The sequence below is a fragment of the Pseudomonas kielensis genome, assembly GCF_014236655.1.
In the GTDB taxonomy this organism is placed as follows: Bacteria; Pseudomonadota; Gammaproteobacteria; order Pseudomonadales; family Pseudomonadaceae; genus Aquipseudomonas; species Aquipseudomonas kielensis.
Map to the genome: position 1 here is coordinate 55729 of NZ_JACMYG010000016.1, position 20854 is coordinate 76582.

Below are 20854 nucleotides of genomic sequence, written 5' to 3' on the forward strand. Positions count from 1 at the left end.
ATTATTCCTGAGGTTGTCTGGTTGGGCCGGCCAGCGGCAGGCGGCAGCTCATCAGCAAGCCGACGGCCTGGCGCCGGGCCTCAAGCTCGCCACCAAAACCTTCGATGATGCTGCGGCTCATGGACAGGCCGAGGCCCAGCCCGTCGGGCTTGCTGGTGTAGAACGGGGTGAACAGCTGCGCCAGTTGCGACTCGCTGACACCCGGCCCCTGGTCATGCACCGTGATCTCGACGTTACCCGCGCTGCCTTGCTGCGCCGCCATCAGGATCAGCGAAGGCTGGCCGGGATGGCGCTCGCGGTTGGCATCGATGGCATTGCGCAACAGATTGAGCAACACCTGTTCCAGCAACACCCGGTCGGCATACACGGGCGGCAGATTATCCGGCAGGCGATCCTCGATTGTCACTTGCCAATTGCTCGCCTCCCAGGCGCACAAACGTACGGCACCGCGCGCCACCTCGGCAAAGTCCAGGGCCTGCATGCGCCGTTGACCCTTGCGCAGAAACGCCCGTAGCCGACTGATCACTTGCGAGGCGTGGGTGGCGTGATGGGTGATGCGTTGCAGGCCTTGGGCAACTTTTTCCGCGGCCTGCGGATTGCTCTCCAGGCTTTGCAAATAACGCTGGCTGGCATTGGCATAGTTGACCACGGCCGCCAGCGGTTGATTGATTTCGTGGGCAATGCCCGAGGCCAGTTCGCCCAGGGTCACCACTCGCGCGGTGTGGGCTAGTTCGTCCTGATGCCGGCGCTGCTGGGCTTCGCGCAATTCCCGTTCGGTCATGTCCCGCGCCACCAGCGAGTAGTAGCGCTCGCCACCGGCGGAACGGTGGGCCAGCAACACCAGCGAGACCGGCACCGAGCTGGCGCCTGCCAAGGGTTGCAGGCGTGCGTCGCCGCTCCACACGCCATCGCGCTCGGCACTGCTCCAGCCGTCACGCTGCAGCCGCGCCAGGTCGTCACCGGCAAACAACGCGGCCAGCTCCGGCAGCGGTTGTGCGTCGGCGATCCCGAGCAGGCGGCGGGCCGCCGGATTGAGGTAAGTCACCTGCCCCTGCGGGTCGATGAACAGCACCGGATCGGTATTGACCTCGACCACCTCGGCCAGGCGCCGCTTGTTCTCCTCGGCCTGCACCCGGGCGGTGATGTCCCGCGACACGCTGACCACTTCGACCACCGCCCCGGTGTAGGTTTCGCGGATCGCCCGGCTCGCGGTTTCGAACCACAGGTAATGGCCGTCACAGTGGCGGATGCGGTAAGTCATGGTGTGATAACCGTCCTGCTCCAGCGCATCCCGCGCCCGCTGCACCAGGCTGTGCAGGTCATGCTCATGGAACAGGCTGCGGGCCAGGCGCCCGCGCAATTGCTCCGGCCAGTAGCCCAGCAGGGTCCAGGACGCCGGCGAGGCGTCGAGAAAGCGCCCGTCGGGGGTGTGCCGGGAAATCAGGTCGGTGGTGTTCTCGATGATCAAGCGATACAGCCGACGGGCCGTGGCCGCTTCGCGCGCGGCCAGCACCTGGGTGGTCGCGTCGCGGCAGCGGGCGAGCACACGCTGGTCCTGTGGGTCGGGGATAAAGGTCCAGATCAGGATCTGTGCCTGGCACTGGGCCTCGACCCCGTCGATGGCGCGCTGCTGTTCCAGGCAGGCGCGCACCAGCTCCCGGTGGTTGACCGGCAACAAACCCGGCACCTCGGCCAACGACTTATCGCCGAGCAAGGCCAACAGTGCGGCGTTGCATTCCAGCGTCCGGCCCTGGGCATCGAGCAGCAGGCTCGGCTGCGGATCGTGGCCCAACAGCGGTGACGCGCGCAGCGTGCCATTGGCGCTGTGCAGCAAGGTCGTCAACAGGTCATGGACCCAGCCCAGCCAGTCGAGGCTGACGCCCTCGCACACTTCAATCAGCAACAGCCCCGGCTGCCCCGCGTGCAACGCCAGCTCGAATACCTGGCCATGGCGAATGGCGGCCCGGCGCAGGCGCCCGGCCAGCCAGCAATCGAGGTGCCGCACCTGGGCCAGGTCCAGGCGCCCCACTTGCTGCAGGTGTTCGAACAAGCGCTGATCGCTGGCCAACGCCGGATCGCCCTGGCCCGGCGGAAAATGCCGGGCAGCGCCGGCGTGGCTGTAGAGCCGTGCCTCGGGTTGCCAGCTCAGGTAGAACGCCCGGCGCACTTCGGGGCAATCCTGCAACGCACGGCACAAGGCATCGGCCCGCGCCGCCAGGGGCACACCCTCGCGCTGCAGGCGCAACCAACTGTGCAATCGAACGGGAACGTGGGTCATTGCAGGTCTACTTCATTCGGGGCGGCCAGCATATACCGGTCATGGCTTTGGAAGAAGCCAATATAGTACATATACTATAGTGCTTAGGTTTAACTTCCATATACATCGGCGAATGTTATATAAAGTCTACCGGACCCAAGAGATGACCCAGGCCGCCGCGCCCCAGGGACATCCGTAGAGCTAACAATCAGCCATCGAGAATCCGTCATGTCGATTTATGAACAAGGGCTCAGCCCTGCCCCGGTCAATCACATCGCCTTGTCGCCCCTGAGCTTCATCGAGCGTACTGCCAGCATCTACCCCCACTACCCCGCCGTGATCCACGGCTCGATCCGCCGTACCTGGGCGCAGACTTACGACCGTTGCCGCCGCCTGGCTTCGGCCCTGGCCGGACGCGGGATCGGCCAGGGCGATACCGTGGCGGTGATGCTGCCGAACATTCCCGAGATGCTCGAAGTGCATTTCGGCATACCGATGATCGGCGCCGTACTCAACCCACTCAACGTGCGCCTGGATGCCGAAGCCATCGCCTTCATGCTCCAGCATGGCGAAGCCCGTGTACTGATCACCGACCGTGAATTCCACGGGGTGATCCACGCGGCACTGGGCATGCTCGATCACCCGCCACTGGTGATCGATGTCAACGATCCGGAGTACGGCGAAGGCGAGGCAGTCAGCGAGCTGGACTATGAAGCGCTGCTGGCCGAAGGCGACCCTGACTTTGCCTGGCAGTGGCCGGCGGACGAGTGGCAGGCCATTTCGCTGAACTACACCTCCGGCACCACGGGCAATCCCAAGGGCGTGGTGTACCACCATCGCGGGGCCTACCTGAACTCCCTGGGCAACCAGATGACCTGGTCCATCGGCAACCACCCGGTGTACCTCTGGACCCTGCCGATGTTCCATTGCAACGGTTGGTGCTACCCCTGGACCATCACCGCGCTGGCCGGCGTGCACGTATTCCTGCGCCGGGTCGATCCGCAGCGCATCCTCAACCTGATCCGCGAGCACCAGGTCACGCACCTGTGCGGCGCGCCCATCGTGCTCAATGCGCTGGTCAACATGCCCGAGTCGGCGAAGGCGGCCATCGATCACCCGGTCAACGCCATGGTCGCCGGTGCCGCACCGCCGGCCAAGGTGATTGGCGCTGTGGAGGAAATGGGCATCAAGGTCACTCACGTCTATGGCCTGACCGAAACCTATGGCCCGGTGACGCTGTGTGCCTGGCACGCCGAGTGGGACGAACTGCCCCTGGATGAACGGGCGCAGATCAAATCCCGCCAGGGGGTGCGTTACCCGACGCTGGAAGGGGTGATGGTCGGCGACTCGCGCACCCTGGCGCCCACCCCGCGCGACGGCCAGACCATCGGTGAGGTCTTCATGCGTGGCAACACCGTGATGAAGGGCTACCTGAAAAACCCAACCGCCACCGCCGAGGCGTTTGCCGGCGGCTGGTTCCACACCGGCGACCTGGCGGTGTGTCATGCCGACGGCTACATCGAGATCAAGGACCGGCTCAAGGACATCATCATTTCCGGCGGCGAGAACATTTCCACCATCGAACTGGAAGGCGTGCTGTATCGCCACCCCGGTGTGCTGGAAGCGGCCGTGGTGGCCCGCCCCGATGAGAAGTGGGGAGAAACCCCCTGTGCCTTCATCACCCTGAAGGCCGATCACCAGGACGTCAGCGAGGCCGACATCATTGGCTTCTGCCGCGACCATCTGGCCGGTTTCAAGGTGCCGCGTACCGTGGTCTTCACCCTGCTGCCGAAGACCTCCACCGGCAAGATCCAGAAGTACCTCCTGCGCGAGCGGGCCCAGGCCCTGTAAACCAGGCGTTTGGTCCAGCCGTCCGGCGGCGGGGTGTAGACCCCGCCGTGTCCACAGTCCCATTGAGGTTCACGAAATGCCCGAATTCAACGCCCCGTTGCGCGACATGCGCTTTGTCCTGCATGAAGTGTTCGACGCCCAGGCCTTGTGGGCGCGCCTGCCGGCTTTGGCCGAGACGGTCGACGCCGCCACCGCCGATGCCATTCTCGAGGAGGCGGCCAAAGTCACCGGCCAACTGATCGCCCCGCTGAATCGCAGTGGCGACGAACAAGGTGCCCAGTGGCACGACGGCCAGGTCAGCACCCCCGAAGGGTTCCAGCAGGCCTACGCCACCTACATCGAAGGCGGCTGGGTCGGCCTGTCCGGCAACCCCGAGTTCGGCGGCATGGGCATGCCCAAGATGCTCGCCGTGCAGTTCGAGGAAATGCTCTACGCCGCCAACTCCAGCTTCGCCCTGTATTCCGCCCTGAGCTCCGGGGCCTGCCTGGCCCTGGATGCCCACGCCAGCGACACCCTCAAACGCCTCTATCTGCCGCCCATGTATGAAGGCCGCTGGGCCGGCTCCATGTGCCTGACCGAAGCCCATGCCGGCACCGACCTGGGGATTGTCCGCAGCCGTGCCGAACCCCAGGCCGATGGCAGCTACCGGATCAGCGGCAGCAAGATCTTCATCACCGGGGGCGACCAGGACCTGACCGAAAACATCATCCACCTGGTCCTGGCCAAGCTGCCGGATGCACCACCCGGTCCCAAGGGGCTCTCGCTGTTTGTGGTGCCCAAGGTGCTGGTCAACCCGGACGGCTCCCTCGGCGCGGCCAACGCGGTGAGCTGTGGTTCGATCGAACACAAGATGGGCATCAAGGCCTCGGCCACCTGCGTGATCAACTTCGACGGCGCCAGCGCCTGGCTGGTAGGCGAAGCCAACAAGGGCCTCGCGGCGATGTTCACCATGATGAACTACGAGCGTCTGTCCGTCGGTATCCAGGGCATCGGCTGCGCCGCAGCCTCGTACCAGAACGCCGTGGCCTACGCCCGTGACCGCCTGCAGGGTCGGGCAGCCAACGGTGCCAGCGCCCCAGACAAGGTTGCCGACCCGATCATCGTCCACCCCGATGTGCGGCGCATGCTGCTGAGCATCAAGGCCATGACCGAAGGCGGCCGGGCATTCGCCAGTTATGTCGGGCAACAGCTGGACCTGGCGAAGTTCTCCCCCGACGCAGCCGAACAGGATCGCGCCCAGGCCCTGGTGGCCCTGCTGACACCCGTGGCCAAGGCGTTCTTCACCGACACCGGCCTGGAAAGCTGTATCCACGGCCAGCAAGTGTTTGGCGGCCATGGCTACATCCGGGAATGGGGCCAGGAGCAACTGGTGCGAGACGTGCGCATCGCGCAGATCTACGAAGGCACCAATGGCATCCAGGCCCTGGACCTGCTCGGGCGCAAGGTGCTGGCCGATGGCGGCGTGACGTTGCGCCTGTTTACCGGCGAAATCCACCAGTTCGCCCAACAGCCCGATGCGCCCTACCGCGCGCAATTGATTGAGGCGGCGCACCGTCTGGAGGACCTCAGCGACTGGCTGGAAGACCAGGCCGCGAACGATCGCAACGAAATCGGCGCAGCCTCGGTGGAGTACCTGCACCTGTTCGGTTATGTCGCCTACGCCTGGCTCTGGGCACGCATGGCCCAGGTGGCCAAACACAAGCTGCAGGACGATCCCGAGTTCTACGGCGCGAAACTGGCCACCGCCAAGTTCTACATGCAGCGCCTGTTGCCCAGGGTGCTGGGCCTGGAGCAAGCGATTCGCGCCGGCAGCCAGCCGCTGTTCGAGCTCAGCGCCGAACAGTTCTGAGGCCCTGCCCTCGCCTTGAGCCGGGCCCGGTCGCGGGGGACAGCTGAGGTGCGGATGCTTTGCTGAAGCGGGTGGCGGTGAACTGGCCGTTGCTCGCTCGCAGGACATGGCCGCTGTCCTGGTACTGCGCCGAAACCAGGTAGTTCACCCCGCCCTCACCATGGGGGCTTGAGTTCCTCAGGCGTGTCGGTGAAGCCCTGAGCCCCTGCGTTGCCGGGAAGTTTGGCTATGCTTGGCTGACACTCACCGGTGACGAGGGATGTATGGACGATCCAGTCGACAACAAGCCCCCCAGCTTCTGGCAGATGCTGCACAGCGTGATGGCGGCGGCCTTTGGCGTACAAAGCGGGAAGAACCGCGCCCGCGACTTTACCCACGGCAAGCCGAGTCATTTTGTGCTGTTGGGGATTGTGTTCACGGCGGTGTTTGCCCTGACGCTGTTTGCCATCGTCAAGCTGGTGGTGTATCTGGCCGGGGTCTAGCAGGCGGTTCAGCGCATCAGGATCTGCAGGCTGAACGGATAGCGGTAGCTGGTTGGACGGCCCTTGGCCGACAGACTGCGGAAATTCACCCCGTAACCCTGGCTGTCGCGCAGCGCCAGCAGGCGCCGGGCCTGATCACGGTTGATCAACTGCAACAGCGGCACTTGCCGGTCGCGCCCGCCGTACTGTTCGACGGCCACGCCCTGGTCATAGTCATGCAACTGCACCAGGGCCCAGCCGCCGAGGCTGAAATGGCCGCCCACCAACACGCTCAAGCGCCCGTCCACCAACGCCTGCAACACCGCCGGCGAGGTATTGACCGCGCTGAACAAGGCGCCCTTGCCCGGTTGTCCACCCAGCTCCTCGTAGGCCTGCATGGCGCCGAAGGCCATTTCGTCATTGGCGGACCAGATCAGCGACACCCTGGGGTAACGCTTGAACAACTGGGTGGCCTGCTCATGGGCGCGCTCGCGGTTCCAGGCGCCATAGACCATCTGTCGCAATTGCACCTCGGGGTGCTCACGCAGCGCACGTTGCATGCCTTTTTCCCGCAACTGCGCGGCCGGGGTGATCTTCAACCCGGAAAACGCCAGCAACTCCAGCTTCTGGCCGGGGGCGACGGGCGGATGTTGGCGGATCAGCTCCTTGAGCATCAGGTAGCCGCCCTCCTCGTCGTTGGGCACCAGGCTGCCGAGCCAGTCAGGGTATTTTTCCCGCGCATCGCCCAGTAACGCCAGTTGGTCGGCGGTCAGGGCATTGTTGACCATGAACAGCTTGACCCCGCTGCCTTGGGACAGACGCAGGATTTGCGGGGCGACATACTGCTCGTTGACGAACACCAGGTAATCCGGGCGGTTGGGCCCCAGCAGCACTTCGCGTGCCTGCTCGATGGTGGTTTGCGCCACGCGCTGGGAATAACGGACCTGCAGGTCCATGCCCAGATCGCGAGCAGCGGCCTGCATGAATTGGGTGTAGCTGACCCAGAACACTTCCGTGGTGGTTCCCGGATTGAGGAATACCACCGACGCCGCTTGCGCACCCGGTCCGAAGACCGCGCAAAGCGTCAGCAAAATCCCCCACACGAACCTGAACATTAAACAACCGAGCCCCGAAAATTAGCCGCGCATTATAGCCGGCCACTGGCTGGTACATCGCGGTTAATTAACGTTTCGTCCGACAATCAGCGAATCAGGGCCCGGTCACGGGGTTTACTGATGGCTGACCCAGTACACGGCAGTAGCCACTACCAGGATGATCAGGAACAGAATCGCCCACGCATCGACGCTGCTATCGCTTTTGCCTGCTTTGGTCGGATTGCTCATTGCATCGCCTCTTGTCGGTTTTATCGGTGATTGCATGAAGTCTCGATCACAGTTAAGTCGAGGATTGCCCATACGACAAATAAGGGTAAGGCAATAATCAGTCTCATTAGTCGATTTGGTTCTTTACATATACTCAAACATCACTTTTGCGCATAAACGCAAACTGGTATCTTGCCCCGGCTCCGTGGGGAGTGCGCGGCCGTGCGCGCAGAATTGCCAAGGCATTTTCGGAACTCAGCGAGCGAGAAACGCCGCGATTTTCCGAGGGGCCCAAGCCTGAGAACAGGACTTATATGTACGTATACGACGAGTACGATCAGCGGATCATCGAGGACCGCGTCAAGCAGTTCCGTGATCAGACCCGACGCTATCTGGCAGGCGAGCTGAGCGAAGAAGAATTCCGCCCCCTGCGCCTGCAAAATGGCCTTTATATCCAGCGCTTCGCCCCGATGCTGCGGGTTGCCGTGCCTTATGGCCAACTGACTTCGCGGCAGACGCGAATGATGGCCAAGATCGCTCGCGACTACGACAAGGGTTATGCCCACATCAGTACCCGGCAGAACGTGCAGTTCAACTGGCCGGCGCTGGAAGACATTCCGGACATCCTGGCTGAGCTGGCCACCGTGCAGATGCACGCGATCCAGACCAGCGGCAACTGCCTGCGCAACGTCACCACCGACCAGTTTGCCGGTGTGGCGTCCGACGAGTTGATCGATCCGCGCCCATGGTGCGAGATCGTGCGCCAGTGGACCACCTTCCACCCGGAATTCGCCTACCTGCCGCGCAAGTTCAAGATTGCGATCAACGGTTCGACTTCCGACCGCGCCGCCATCGAAGTCCATGACATTGGCCTGGAGCCGGTGCACAACGCCGCAGGCGAACTGGGTTTCCGCGTGCTGGTGGGCGGCGGCCTCGGGCGTACGCCGGTGGTGGGGGCGTTCATCAATGAATTCCTGCCCTGGCAAGACCTGTTGAGCTACCTCGACGCCATCCTGCGTGTGTACAACCGCTATGGCCGTCGCGACAACAAGTACAAGGCGCGGATCAAGATCCTGGTCAAGGCCCTGACGCCGGAAGTGTTCGCTCAGAAAGTCGACGCGGAAATGGAGCACCTGCGCGGTGGCCAGACCACCCTGACCGAAGCAGAAGTGCACCGTGTCGCCAAGCATTTCGTCGATCCGGACTACAAGGCCCTGGACAACCAGAACGCCGAACTGGCCGAACTCGACCAGCAACACCCAGGCTTCGCCCGCTGGCGCACCCGCAACACCCTGGCCCACAAGAAGCCGGGTTATGTTGCCGTGACCCTGTCGCTCAAGCCCACCGGCGTCGCCCCGGGCGACCTGACCGACAAACAGCTGGACGCCGTGGCCGACCTGGCCGATCGCTTCAGCTTTGGTCAACTGCGCACCTCCCACGAGCAGAACATCATTCTCGCCGACGTCGAGCAGAGCCAGTTGTTTACCCTGTGGGGCGAGCTGCGCGAGCAAGGTTTTGCGACGCCGAACATCGGCCTGCTGACCGACATCATCTGCTGCCCGGGCGGTGACTTCTGCTCCCTGGCCAACGCCAAGTCGATCCCGATTGCCGAATCGATCCAGCGTCGCTTCGACGACCTGGACTACCTGTTCGACATCGGTGAACTGGACCTGAACATCTCCGGTTGCATGAACGCCTGCGGTCACCACCACGTCGGCCACATCGGCATCCTCGGGGTGGACAAGAAAGGTGAAGAGTTCTACCAGGTGTCCCTGGGTGGCAGCGCCAGCCGCGACGCCAGCCTGGGCAAGATCCTCGGCCCGTCCTTCGCCCAGGACGCCATGCCGGACGTGATCTCGAAGCTGATCGACGTGTACGTGGAACAACGTACCGAAGACGAGCGCTTCATCGACACCTATCAACGTATCGGCATCGACCTCTTCAAGGAACGCGTCTATGCAGCGAATCATTAAGAACAACGAAGTCATCGACGAAACCTGGCACTTGCTGCCCAAGGATTTCAACATCGATGAAATCAGCAACTGCGACGACTACATCGTGCCGTTGCAACTGTGGCGCGAACACGGGCGCATGCTCCTGGCCCGCGATGGCGGCCTGGGCGTGTGGCTGGACGCCGATGAAGAAGCCGAGGAAATCGGTGACGACGTGGATAAATTCCAGGTCATCGCCCTCAATTTCCCGGCGTTCACCGACGGCCGCAACTACTCCAACGCCCGTCTGCTGCGCGACCGCTACGGCTTCAAAGGTGAGCTGCGGGCGATTGGCGACATCCTGCGCGATCAGTTGTTCTACCTGCGTCGCTGCGGGTTTGACGCCTACGCCTTGCGTGCCGACAAAGACCCGTACGAAGCGCTGGAAAGCCTCAAGGACTTCTCGGTGACCTACCAGGCCGCCACTGACGAACCGCTGCCGCTGTTCCGTCGCCGCTGATCGTCGCGCCTTGGACCCGACCCCGGGTTCAAGGCGCTTCCCCCGCTCGAGGCAGGCCCTGCCCCGCCATCGATATAGGCCGCCCCAACGCCACCCAATCACGGTATAGCCGGGCGCGGTTTTCCAGCACTGCGAACAACCTGAATGGGTTGTGCGCATCGCCCGGCCCCGATTCGAGACGCTGGCACAACCAGCCCCACAACTCTTCACTGGCATCGGCCTCGACCAACAGTTGCCAGACACGCGCCTGTAACGCCAGATAGTCGACCTGGAAGTCCGCGCTCAGGCTCAGCCCATCGATGACCCGTAGCAACGCCGTGCCCGAGGGCCGGGAGGACAGGCGCTGCCAGACCGCCTGACGAGCCTGCTGTAACACCGGGTCACCTTCCGCCAGCCAAGGCTGGGCGCTGCCATACCCCTCGCCCGGCTCGCTCAGCCAGAGATTGATGCCGGTACGTTCGCGGTGCTCGACCAGACGCAGCAGGGTGTCCTCATCCGTCAGCGGGTTGCCCCACAACCCCAGCCGATCACGGGACACCGCCTGGTTGAGGATGGCCTGGGGAACGCGGCTGATCTGGTTGTCCCGCAGGTCCAGTGAAGTCAGGTAGGGTTGCTCGGCGACACCGACCGGGCAACGGCTGATGCCCGTGCCCTGCAGGTTCAGCACCTGCAGTTCGTTCAGCCCCATGACCAGCGGTGGAACGCCCAGGGGGTTGTCACTCAGGTCCAGCTTCTGCAGGTGCTTCAAGCCACCCAACTGGCCGGCGCTGCGCTCATCCAACACCAGGAAGGTGGACCGCAGGTTGAGGCTCTGCAAGCCCTTCATGTCGACGATTGCGCCAGGCAATCGGCCTTGCAGGTCATCCTCGCTGGCCAGCAGGCGCAGGTCCAATCGCTCCAGATTCAGGCTGCGCAAATTCGGCATGCTCTGCAAAAAGACATTCAGACTCTCACGCTCCACCAAGTGCAGATCGCGCATCGACAGTTCGCGCACCCCACTGAACCGTACATCGAGATTCGGCAGGCTGTGGAACTCCTCGAAATCCATGTTGATCGAGAAACCCTGGGTAGCATTGCCGCTGTACAGGTTTCCGGCGACCGGCGCGCGCTGCTGCCAGATCGCAAGCAGGTCTTGGGCCAGCTCCTTGCGCGCTTCACGCTCATGGCCAATGTCGGCGTGCAGCATTTCGAGGTTGCGCGCCTGCACCTGAGCCTCGTTCATCCCGGCCGCCTCGGCATCGCCGACCGCGAGAAAGTCATGCTGTATGTCGCCGATGTCCTGCGCAGTCTGGTCGAGCCAGAGGTTGAGTTGCGCCAACAGTTGATTGAGCTGATTGTGCAGCCTGTCGAGACAGGCCGCGGCTCCCGTGCCTTCGCGTTGCAGCAGCTCATCAGCCTGGGCATCGGTGAAGTCGGGATACAGCTCGCGCACCTGCAGGCGCATGGTTTCATGGGTCAGCGCACTGCCCTGCAGGGTCGAGGGAAAACCGCCGCCTGCCAGCCCTTGCGTGTCGAACGGCAGGCCGAAATCCATCCGGCCCAGGCCGTGCATGAGTTCGGAGCGCGACAACGCCTGGTCCGCAAGGCACCGGCGCAACTGCGCGGCCTGATCCGCCCCGTGCAACCCCAGGGCGGCACGCTGCTCTTCAGAGAGCTGTGCCAGCAATCCGGTATAGAGGTCCATCGCGGCCTCGGCGTTGGGGGCCACGCCGGACGGCAGATACCGGGCGCCGACCCGGATCAAGCGCCGACAATCGGCGCCCTGGGTTGGACCGACTTGATCCAGCACAGGCCCACTGATCGAGCCGTCCAGCACCTCGATCCGCATGCCCTTCGGCCAGCCAGGCAGGCGCCCGAGGGTATGCAGGGCCAGGGTGTCCGACTCCGGGTTGCTCATCGCGCGCAGGTACAGCCCTTCATACGCCCGATTCAGGCGCACGTGCTGCTGATACTGGCGAGCCTTGGCGTCGAGCCGCTTGAGCACTTGGCGGCTGGCGACGGGATCGAGGCCCTGGGCAAGGTCAACCCCGGAGCGGTCTAGCATCTGCTCCACGACGGTTTTCGGCAGGCCGGGGTACTGGCATTGAAACAGGCGCACCCACTCATTCTCCGAATCCTGGAGTGCCCGATAACGGCGGTTGAACAACTCGGCACGGGTGGCCGGATCGGCGACGCTGGCCAGTTCCTGGTCGAGCTGGAAACGGCTGAGGGTATCGGCCAGCAACGGCGTCGGTGGCCGCCCCCCGGCCTGCATCAGGCGCAGCATATCGTCATCGACCGTGCTGACCTTGGCGATCTGTTGCAACGCCTCATCACTCAACGACACGACAGGGGCCCCGAGCCCACGCAGCAAGGTCAGGCGCGTGGCCGCAGCGGGTGACGGGGCCGATGTAGAGCGTTCAGCGGGGGCGAGACTGACGCCTGGGTCCTTTGGGGCCTCGGCAGCGGGTTCTGGGTGTATCGACGGCTCCAACGCGCCACCCTCGCCCCGCAACACCGCTCCGGCCCGCAACAATGGCAGGGCATTGAGCAAGCCAAACACCAGCCGTGTCGCACCGTCCGCCTGCGTCTGCGGATCACGGCCATTGACGGCCTGGTCCAGGCCATACCCGGCATCGATGATCCCGGCCAGCGCCAGCAGACCTTCGCCGCCGGGGACAAACAGGGCCAAGGGGGCATAGCGGTTGATCCACTGCACCATGGGTTCGACCACCGCACTGAGGTTATCGCGATTGACCTGTGCGTCATCGCGGATGCTTTCAACGCTGGCACGGGCCGCCTGTTTCATACTCAGGACCCATTGTGCGAACGGGTCAGTCGCCCGAGGGGCTATGTCCAAATGGATGTACTCGGCGGGGTCCCAATAGCCGTCATCATTGAAAAAACCGTGACCCGGCTGCAGATGGTGTTGCCGGGGATAGATCGTCATGCCCTCCAGGGCCGTCAGGACCCCGGCGTGAAAGGTCCCATCGACACGATCATCTTCGGCAAAGTGGGCAGCCAGGGCCGCTTTTTTACCGGCATCCCTGGCCTGTTCCACGATCCAGGCACGGAGCGCATGAGTATCGGCAAACTCATGCAGCGGTGAGGAATTGCCGGGGATGCACAGCACGATCCGGGGGTCGCCGGGATGACCAAAACTCCAGATATCGGTGGCGCTGTAGCGATAGATCACCAGGCGCGCGACTTCGATCTGCCGCGTGCTGCGACTCGGCGCCTGCAACTGCTCGAGCGTCACCTGTGCCCATGGCTGTTGCGGTGCCAGGCCAGCCGCTTGCAGGACGATGGCCAGCCCCTGTTCGCTCAGGCTGCGCTCCTGGCGCTGCAAGTACGCCGCCATGACCAGAGCCGTCTTGACCGAGGTGCGCAGCGGGTAGGCTGGCGCGGCACTGATGACCTCATCGGTGGGCCAGGCCTGGTCCAGATAGTCACGGTAGCGGTCCTTCAGCTCCAGCTCCCAGACCCAGCGCTTGAAGTCCGCAGGGCGGATTTTCAGCTGGGTGGAGGGGCCGTAGGTTGGCGGGTCGACCTGGCGGTAGATCCCTTCATAGGTGTCATGGTTGCCATTGCCGACGTAGGCAAACTCATCGACCTTGGCGACGATTCGCACAGCCGGGCCGATATCGGGTGGCGTATACAAACCGAACGCTGTCTCGCCAAAACGCCCGTCACCGACGGTTTGATAGTTGCCCAGCACTACCTGGCTCAGACTCTGGGTATGCGCCACCCGCCCCTGCTCGACACCCTCCAGCGCAGGGTGACCGTGATAGGCGTAGTTGAGCGTGACCAGTTGCGCGGTCGCCGGATCGATGTCGCGACCCCACCTGGCCTGAATCAGTTGGTTGGCGAACTGCGCGGGCGATAGCGGCAGGGCTGTGTCTACGGTGACCTTGAGGTCTTGGCGCGAAAGCGTCGCGGGCAGAGGGTGTTCAGACTTAATCATCAGGCAGTTCCATTGCACTGGGGTGGGAAACCCCCAGCCTAAGCGATCGAACCGCTGGTACCGTGCCGGAAAAGTCGCCAATGGGCGGTAAAATCCCGACACATAAAGTCAGATATCCGCATGACGAAAAAGCCCCGAACCGAGGATCACTCCTTGTGTTCAGGGCTTGGGAAAAAGCCTGTCGTCATGTTTAGCCGCAGGGGGCTCATAACTGGACGTGCTGCAAGCCTCTACTACGCAGGGCAGCGGCCAGGCCCGATATGTCATCAAACAAGCGGCCATTCAAATCCCCCCAGCGCGAACCTTCAATGAACACCTTGAAGTCCACCTGTCCCGGGTTCTTTCCATAGGACTTGATAAAGCTGTATTCGATTTGATCATCTCGCGAGCGCGAGACCACTTTCAGGTCCCTGGTCAGGACATCATCAATGAGAAACATCCCTTGCTTGGGCAAGGCTTTTTCAAAGAGGGCAAACACATCAGGATCGGTATTGTATGGGTTGCTTTTAGTCATGGCGCAACATCCTTGCTGCTGATTAATGAACATCCAGCATAACTAAATGTTAAACCCAGCCTATCCCGTCACGGCGACAGAACATGTAGGAGTGGCCCCCTACATGACGACAGAGATAGAACCTCGGATTGAGCGCCTTGTCAGTTACCAGAACCGCTGTTGGGTCAAGCGGCTCCACCACGTCAGCAACAGGCGATCCACCGATCCGCTGGCAGCCAGCCCGACCCGCTCCTGCAAACTCTTGCGCTCGGCATAGTGCAGGTGGAACAACTCGGCGCCCTTGGCGCGTTCGGCCAGGTATTCGTCGCTGGTCTTGAGTTCATCCACCAGCTGTTTGTCCAGCGCGGCGATACCCAGCCAGACTTCCCCGGTGGCCACTTCATCGATGGCCAGTTGCGGGCGATAACGGGCGACAAAGTTCTTGAACAGTTCATGGGTCACATCCAGGTCCTCCTGGAACTTTTCCCGGCCCTTCTCGGTGTTTTCGCCGAACACGGTCAGGGTGCGCTTGTATTCGCCTGCGGTGAGGACTTCAAAGTCGATGTCGTGCTTTTTCAGCAACCGGTTGACGTTGGGCAACTGCGCCACCACACCGATCGAGCCGAGGATGGCAAAGGGGGCGCTGATGATCTTCTCGCCGATGCACGCCATCATGTAGCCACCGCTGGCGGCGACCTTGTCGATGCACACGGTCAGCGGCACGCCGGCCTGGCGAATACGCGCCAGTTGCGAGGACGCCAGCCCGTAGCTGTGCACCATGCCACCGCCGCTCTCCAGGCGCAGGACCACTTCGTCCTTGGGCGTGGCCAGGGACAGCAGCGCGGTGATTTCGTGGCGCAGGCTCTCCGTGGCAGAGGCCTTGATGTCGCCGTCGAAATCGAGGACGAACACCCGCGGCTTGGCCTCAGGCTTTTTCTTCTGTTTTTTCTCGGACTTGACTTCGGATTTGCGCAGGGCCTTGAGCTGGTCCTTGTCGAGCAAGGTCTGCTCCAGGCGCTCACGCAGCCCCTTGTAGAAATCATTGAGTTTGCTGACCTGCAACTGGCCCGCTGATTTACGCCGGCCCTTGCTGCGCAGTGCGGCAAAGCTGGCCAGGACCACCAGGATGGCGATCACCAGGGTAACGGTTTTAGCCAGAAAACTTGCGTACTCGGCAAAAAACTCCACATGGACTCCTTAACGACGGTGCGCCGCTCGACTCGCGGGCGCGGATAGCTCCAGCATACCCATGCGGCCGCGTCGCGGCCAGCCGTGAAACCTGATGGGAAGGGCCTCCAACGAGCATTTCAAACAAGCGTATGTTTTTTCATTGACAGCTCACCGGCATCCTCATAACCTCGCAAAACCTTCAACGTACCGGGATGACGCGGACGTGGGCAGCATCTACTTGATTCGACATGGCCAGGCCTCCTTCGGTGCAGACGACTACGACGTGTTGTCGCCGACGGGTGTGCGCCAGGCAGAAATCCTCGGCAGCCACCTGGCTGAGCTGGGGCTGAGCTTCGATCGCTGCCTGGCCGGCGACCTGCGCCGCCAGCAACACACCGCCACCAGCGCCCTGGCGCAATTCGCCGCCGTTGGCCTGCCGGTGCCGACCCTGGAGACCGACTCGGCCTTCAATGAATTCGACGCCGACGCCGTAATCCGTGCGCTGCTCCCGGACCTGCTGCCCGAAGAACCCGAGGCCCTGCACATCCTGCGTAACGCGGCGCACAACCGCGGCGAGTTCCAGCGCATCTTCGCCCTGATCATCGAGCGCTGGCTGACCGGCACCTACGACACACCCGGCCTGGAAAGCTGGCTCGGTTTTGTCGAACGGGTGCAGGCCGGCCTGCAGCGCATACTGGAACAGGCGGACAACACCCAGAAGATCGCCGTGTTCACCTCCGGCGGAACCATTACCGCCCTGCTCCACCTGATTACGCTGATGCCAGCCAAACAGGCTTTCGAACTGAACTGGCAAATCGTCAACACCTCGCTCAACCACTTGAAGTTCCGTGGTCGCGAGGTGGCGCTGGCTTCCTTCAACAGCCATGCCCACTTGCAACTGTTGAAGGCCCCGGAACTCATCACTTTGCGATGAACCCCGGATTACTGTGACCCTTGCTGTAACACCCCATAAAAGGATCGAACCATGACCTCCGTAGCTGACGCCGTACAAGCAATGCAAGCCAAGTTCAACCCAGCCGCCGCTGCCGGCCTGGACCTGGTGTTCGGTTTCCGTATCGACGAAGACAAGAACTTCTCGCTGGTTGTCAAAGACAGCACCTGCGAACTGAAAGAAGGCGAGAACCCGGACGCCCAAGTGACCCTGGTCATGGACGGCGAAACCCTGCAAGGCATCGTCAGCGGCGAAACCGATGGCATGCAGGCTTTCATGGGCGGCAAACTGCGCGCTGAAGGCGACATGATGCTGGCGATGAAACTGTCCGAGCTGTTCCCGGCCTAAGCCTGCGGCCTTCCCGGTGGAGGCCTGGCCAGGCAACACACGAATCCCGCCGTCATGGCGGGATTCGTCGTTTCAGGTCCCCGGTGGGTCTTCAACGCCCGCTTGCTCTACACTGCTGGACCCTTTAGCTCAGCGGCCGACCCATGGACATCGATCTCGCCCGTACCTTCCTGGAAATCGTTCGTTGCGGCAGCCTGGCCGCGGCCGCGGAAAAACTCCACGTCACCCAGACCGCGATCACCGCACGGGTGCAAAAACTCGAGAGCCAACTGGCCTGCACCCTGTTCGTGCGCAACCGTGCCGGCGCCCGCCTGACGGCCGACGGCGAAGCCTTTGTGGTGTATGCCAATCAACTGGTGCAGACCTGGGAAGCGGCCCGCCGCGACCTGCCCCTGCCGGACGGCTATCGCAATGTGCTGCACATCGGCGGCGAGATCAGCCTGTGCAATCCGTTGATGCTCAGTTGGGCCCGCGACATTCGCGCCAACATTCCGGCCTACGCCCTGCGCACGGAAATCAGCAACGGCGAAACCCTGCTGCGCCAGCTCGAAATGGGCGTACTGGACGCCGCCCTGGTGTTCCAGCCCGAATACTGGCCGCGGTTGCAGGTCGAGCAACTGCTCGAGGAAAAGCTGATCCAGGTGCGACTGCCCGCGCTCCCCGAACCCTATGTGTACATCGACTGGGGCAGCGACTTTCGCCGCCAGCACGACTCCGCGTTGCCGGACAAGGCCAAGGCCGTGCTGAGCTTCAACCTCGGGCCGCTGGCGTTGCAGTACATTCTGCAGAACGGGGGCGCCGGTTACTTCCGGACCCGCGTGGTGCAGTCCTATCTGGACAGCGGGGTGCTGGAGCGGGTGCCCAAGGCGCCGGAGTTCAGCTACCCGACGTTCCTGGTGTATTCGCGCGATCGTGATTCCCAGGTCCTGCAGCAGGCGTTCGAGTTGCTGCGCCAACTGGTCCAGCGCGACAGCGACTGGTCACAACGCTGGGACCCGTTGCTCTGAAGACATTCAGCGCCTGGATCAAGCGCTATTACGCAGATCCATTGGCCGGATAATTTGCCCGCGACTAATCTTCTGTCACTAACAACGACAACAGGTGATCAGGGTGAGGCAAACCACGCAGGCGTTTCGTAACCGTTATCGCGCCGAGATCCACCGCTTCTACAATCCGTGGCTGCACGCAGGGTTTGTGCTGGCGTTCGGGATCACGGCGATCAGCCTGTTCTGGAGCACGCTGGAGCAAGTGCAGCCGCTCGAATGGCTGGCGGTGCCACTGACCTTGCTGCTGTTCAACCTGGTGGTCTATACCGTGCACCGGCACCTGGGCCATCACAAACACGCCTTTGCCCGCCTGTTTTATGCCCGGCACGCCGGCGATCACCACAGTTTTTTCGCCCCCAGCCAAATGGCCTACGACACCGCGCGCGACTGGCGGGTGATCCTGTTCCCGGCCTGGCTGATCGTGCTGCATTGCCTGCTGGTCACCCTGCCCGCCTGGTGGTTGCTGGCGCAGTTCAATGACAACGTCGCCGCACTGTTCGCTGGCTGCATGATCCTCGGCTATCTGACCTACGAAGTGTTTCACGCCTGCGAACACCTGCCGCCGAGCAATCCGCTCACCCGCCTGCCATGGATCCGCCAGATGCGCCACCTGCATGAACTGCATCATCGGCGCGAGCTGATGCAGGCGCGCAACTTCAATATTGTGTTGCCACTGATGGACTACCTGTTTGGCACGCTGTACTGGGAAGACCACCCTGACCACGCCCACCTGCCTAGGAGCAGAACACCCATGACCCGCCTGCAGCACCAGATCGACATTGCCCGCGAGCCGATTGCCGTGCTCGCCTACGCCAGCAGCGTCAGCCGCTGGCCGGAGTGGCACCCCTCCTCGCTGCGGGTCGAGGGGCCGCAGGGACCGCTGCACGCCGGGGCACGTTTTGAAGAGGACATCCACGCCGGTGGTCGCGCCGGGCACTTGAGCTGGGAGGTCAACGAATACTTGCCGGGGCGCCGCTGGAGCGCCCGGGCCCAGGGCGATCATGGCCTGGAGCTGCTGCTGACCTATGAATGCAGCAGCGAGGGCGACGGCTGCCGTTTTGTACGCACCCTGGAGTACCGCTTCAGCGGCCTGTGGATGCGCCTGGCCAATCGGTTGCTGCTCAAGCGACGGATCGACCGCGAGTCAGCGGTGTCGCTGCTGGCCCTGCGCGACCGGGCGCTGGGCACGCTGCTCAAGCCTGCCGGAGCTGTCGCTTGATGAGCCGCGCGCGCCGGCGCGTCAGCCTCAGTGGCTTGCTGTTGGTGGTCGTGGTGCTGGTCGGCCTGTTCCTGCTGCTAGCGCCGACCCAGGTGCAACCCGTGGCCTGGACGCCGCCACCGGCACCGTCCCTGGTCTCGGGGGTGTTTGCCGAGAACCAACGGCTCAGGGACGTCGAGCACATCGGCGCGGCCAACCTCCCGGGTCCCGAAGCGCTGCTGCTGGAAGACGGCTTCCTGATCAGCGGCCTGCATGACGGCCGGGTGATCCGTACCAGCCTGGACGGCAAGGTCCTCAAGGTGCTGACCGACACCGGCGGTCGGCCCCTGGGCCTGGCCCGGCATCCGGATGGCCGGCTGATTATCGCCGATGCCATCAAAGGCCTGCTGGCCCTCGATACCCAAGGCCAGTTGATCGCCCTGAGCACCGAGGCCGGCGGCGTGCCCTTGGGCTTTACCGATGACGTAGTCATCGACCGGACCGGGCACTACGCCTATTTCAGCGATGCTTCCAGTCGGTGGGGCTATGGCCATGATGGCGAGGCGATCATCGAGCACGGGGGTGACGGGCGCTTGTTGCGCTATGACTTCCAGACTGGCAAGACCGAACAGTTGCTGGACCGCCTGGAGTTCGCCAATGGTGTGGCGCTGGGGCCCAATGACAGCTTTGTACTGGTCAACGAAACCGGTGCCTATCGCATAACCCGTTACTGGCTGAGCGGCCCCAAGGCACGCACCCGTGAGGTGTTCGTCGACAACCTGCCGGGCTTGCCGGACAACCTCAGCTTCAACGGCCAGGAGCGTTTCTGGGTGGCGCTGTACGCACCGCGCAACAGCCTGCTCGACGGGCTGGCCGGGTATCCGTTCGTGCGCAAGATGGTCGTCAGGGCCATGATGCTGTTGCCCAAGCCGGTGGAGCGTCGAGCGTTTGCCCTGGGGCTGGATCTGGACGGCAAGGTGATCAGCAACCTGCAGGATGCCAGCAGTGGCAACTACTCACCCATCACCACGGTTCGCGAGTATGGCGACTGGCTGTATTTCGGTTCGCTGAAGTCCAGTCACATGGTGCGACTGCCCTTGGCCAAGGCGTTGTCAGCAGGGCCTTGAGTCAATCACGGGGGCGACGCTGCGCCCCCGCCGAGTGGTCACGCCTTGGAGGCACCGTTCAAGCTTTTGGAGATTTCGTCTTTGATCGTAAGGCGTTTGGCCTTGAGCTTCCTCACCTCGTCGTCGGCCTGGGCGGCGGCTTCCGCCTTCAGTACCTGGGTGTCGATATCCGAGTATTTATCCAGCAGCGCGTGCAGGTGGGGATCATTGGCACGCTTTTTCTGAATCTCTTCCTTTGAATAGCTCAAGTCCTGATACAGGTCATGTTTCACCGGCATGGAACACCTCCGTTTGTTGATCGGTGGCGAGCACTTGTCCTGTGTTCACCAGTTATCAGCATGGCCTTGCCTGAGGGTCGCTGTCGACCGCCAATCGGACCAGCGGTG

Annotated in this window: 16 protein-coding genes; 10 read left to right on the forward strand and 6 right to left on the reverse strand. The window is 63.0% G+C overall.

Annotated elements, in window-relative coordinates; translation table 11 throughout:
• Position 1: 1 nt before the first annotated feature.
• Positions 2 to 2278, reverse strand: a complete 2277-nt coding sequence (locus H7995_RS16320) for a PAS domain-containing sensor histidine kinase (RefSeq protein ID WP_185818612.1) — start codon at positions 2276 to 2278, stop codon at positions 2 to 4.
• 207 nt (positions 2279 to 2485) lie between these two features.
• On the opposite strand from H7995_RS16320, the gene H7995_RS16325 reads away from it, so the two are divergent.
• The 3 genes from H7995_RS16325 to H7995_RS16335 all read left to right on the forward strand — a co-directional run bounded on the left by H7995_RS16325 (position 2486) and on the right by H7995_RS16335 (position 6439).
• Positions 2486 to 4108: an acyl-CoA synthetase gene (locus H7995_RS16325; protein ID WP_166589053.1), complete on the forward strand. Its 1623-nt coding sequence runs from the start codon at positions 2486 to 2488 to the stop codon at positions 4106 to 4108.
• Between the two features lie 76 nt (positions 4109 to 4184).
• A complete protein-coding gene (locus H7995_RS16330) occupies positions 4185 to 5957 on the forward strand; it encodes an acyl-CoA dehydrogenase C-terminal domain-containing protein (RefSeq protein ID WP_166589054.1) in 1773 nt (590 codons plus the stop codon).
• Positions 5958 to 6220: 263 nt separating this feature from the next.
• A complete protein-coding gene (locus H7995_RS16335; RefSeq protein ID WP_166589055.1) occupies positions 6221 to 6439 on the forward strand; it encodes a DUF2970 domain-containing protein in 219 nt (72 codons plus the stop codon).
• 8 nt (positions 6440 to 6447) lie between these two features.
• Here the strand turns inward: H7995_RS16335 and H7995_RS16340 are convergent, their stop codons facing one another.
• Positions 6448 to 7533 (reverse strand): ABC transporter substrate-binding protein, encoded by a 1086-nt coding sequence (locus H7995_RS16340; RefSeq protein ID WP_166589056.1) that lies wholly within the window; start codon positions 7531 to 7533, stop codon positions 6448 to 6450.
• A gap of 521 nt (positions 7534 to 8054) precedes the next feature.
• Between H7995_RS16340 and H7995_RS16345 the strand changes: the two genes are divergently transcribed.
• Together H7995_RS16345 and H7995_RS16350 are read left to right on the forward strand one after the other, a co-directional pair.
• On the forward strand, positions 8055 to 9713 hold the full coding sequence (locus H7995_RS16345; protein WP_166589057.1) for a nitrite/sulfite reductase: 1659 nt from the start codon (positions 8055 to 8057) through the stop codon (positions 9711 to 9713).
• Entirely contained in the window at positions 9697 to 10191 is a 495-nt protein-coding gene (locus H7995_RS16350; protein ID WP_095171782.1) for a DUF934 domain-containing protein, read from the forward strand. The genes H7995_RS16345 and H7995_RS16350 overlap by 17 nt, the downstream gene beginning before the upstream one ends.
• A 28-nt stretch (positions 10192 to 10219) precedes the next feature.
• Here H7995_RS16350 and H7995_RS16355 read toward each other — a convergent pair whose 3' ends face one another.
• The 3 genes from H7995_RS16355 to sohB form a co-directional block, all read right to left on the reverse strand.
• Complete coding sequence (locus tag H7995_RS16355; RefSeq protein ID WP_185818613.1) at positions 10220 to 14134, reverse strand: dermonecrotic toxin domain-containing protein; 3915 nt, start codon at positions 14132 to 14134, stop codon at positions 10220 to 10222.
• A gap of 205 nt (positions 14135 to 14339) precedes the next feature.
• A complete protein-coding gene (locus H7995_RS16360; RefSeq protein ID WP_185818614.1) occupies positions 14340 to 14648 on the reverse strand; it encodes a hypothetical protein in 309 nt (102 codons plus the stop codon).
• Between the two features lie 144 nt (positions 14649 to 14792).
• The gene (gene sohB, locus H7995_RS16365; RefSeq protein WP_185818615.1) at positions 14793 to 15815 is read right to left on the reverse strand and encodes a protease SohB; all 1023 of its coding nucleotides are present in this window, start codon (positions 15813 to 15815) and stop codon (positions 14793 to 14795) included.
• A gap of 205 nt (positions 15816 to 16020) precedes the next feature.
• On the opposite strand from sohB, the gene H7995_RS16370 reads away from it, so the two are divergent.
• The 5 genes from H7995_RS16370 (at position 16021) to H7995_RS16390 (ending at position 20468) form a co-directional block, all read left to right on the forward strand.
• Complete coding sequence (locus H7995_RS16370) at positions 16021 to 16731, forward strand: histidine phosphatase family protein (RefSeq protein WP_166589061.1); 711 nt, start codon at positions 16021 to 16023, stop codon at positions 16729 to 16731.
• Between the two features lie 51 nt (positions 16732 to 16782).
• Positions 16783 to 17097, forward strand: a complete 315-nt coding sequence (locus H7995_RS16375; protein WP_166589062.1) for an SCP2 sterol-binding domain-containing protein — start codon at positions 16783 to 16785, stop codon at positions 17095 to 17097.
• Between the two features lie 143 nt (positions 17098 to 17240).
• A complete protein-coding gene (locus tag H7995_RS16380; RefSeq protein WP_166589063.1) occupies positions 17241 to 18104 on the forward strand; it encodes a LysR family transcriptional regulator in 864 nt (287 codons plus the stop codon).
• Between the two features lie 103 nt (positions 18105 to 18207).
• Entirely contained in the window at positions 18208 to 19362 is a 1155-nt protein-coding gene (locus tag H7995_RS16385; RefSeq protein WP_185818616.1) for an SRPBCC family protein, read from the forward strand.
• On the forward strand, positions 19362 to 20468 hold the full coding sequence (locus H7995_RS16390; RefSeq protein WP_166589065.1) for an SMP-30/gluconolactonase/LRE family protein: 1107 nt from the start codon (positions 19362 to 19364) through the stop codon (positions 20466 to 20468). Before H7995_RS16385 ends, H7995_RS16390 begins: the two co-directional genes overlap by 1 nt.
• A gap of 38 nt (positions 20469 to 20506) precedes the next feature.
• Here H7995_RS16390 and H7995_RS16395 read toward each other — a convergent pair whose 3' ends face one another.
• Positions 20507 to 20746, reverse strand: coding sequence for a DUF465 domain-containing protein (locus H7995_RS16395; RefSeq protein WP_182341038.1), 240 nt, complete (start codon positions 20744 to 20746; stop codon positions 20507 to 20509).
• Positions 20747 to 20854: the final 108 nt, after the last annotated feature.

Excerpts from the sequence above, each read along its gene's own strand:
- H7995_RS16340 (WP_166589056.1), bottom strand. The coding sequence starts at position 7,533 with ATGTTCAGGTTCGTGTGGGGGATTTTGCTGACGCTTTGCGCGGTCTTC.
- H7995_RS16325 (WP_166589053.1), top strand. The coding sequence starts at position 2,486 with ATGTCGATTTATGAACAAGGGCTCAGCCCTGCCCCGGTCAATCACATC.
- H7995_RS16350 (WP_095171782.1), top strand. The coding sequence starts at position 9,697 with ATGCAGCGAATCATTAAGAACAACGAAGTCATCGACGAAACCTGGCAC.
- H7995_RS16380 (WP_166589063.1), top strand. The coding sequence starts at position 17,241 with ATGGACATCGATCTCGCCCGTACCTTCCTGGAAATCGTTCGTTGCGGC.
- H7995_RS16335 (WP_166589055.1), top strand. The coding sequence starts at position 6,221 with ATGGACGATCCAGTCGACAACAAGCCCCCCAGCTTCTGGCAGATGCTG.
- H7995_RS16320 (WP_185818612.1), bottom strand. The coding sequence starts at position 2,278 with ATGACCCACGTTCCCGTTCGATTGCACAGTTGGTTGCGCCTGCAGCGC.
- H7995_RS16355 (WP_185818613.1), bottom strand. The coding sequence starts at position 14,134 with ATGATTAAGTCTGAACACCCTCTGCCCGCGACGCTTTCGCGCCAAGAC.
- H7995_RS16390 (WP_166589065.1), top strand. The coding sequence starts at position 19,362 with ATGAGCCGCGCGCGCCGGCGCGTCAGCCTCAGTGGCTTGCTGTTGGTG.
- H7995_RS16345 (WP_166589057.1), top strand. The coding sequence starts at position 8,055 with ATGTACGTATACGACGAGTACGATCAGCGGATCATCGAGGACCGCGTC.
- H7995_RS16395 (WP_182341038.1), bottom strand. The coding sequence starts at position 20,746 with ATGCCGGTGAAACATGACCTGTATCAGGACTTGAGCTATTCAAAGGAA.
- H7995_RS16360 (WP_185818614.1), bottom strand. The coding sequence starts at position 14,648 with ATGACTAAAAGCAACCCATACAATACCGATCCTGATGTGTTTGCCCTC.
- H7995_RS16375 (WP_166589062.1), top strand. The coding sequence starts at position 16,783 with ATGACCTCCGTAGCTGACGCCGTACAAGCAATGCAAGCCAAGTTCAAC.
- H7995_RS16330 (WP_166589054.1), top strand. The coding sequence starts at position 4,185 with ATGCCCGAATTCAACGCCCCGTTGCGCGACATGCGCTTTGTCCTGCAT.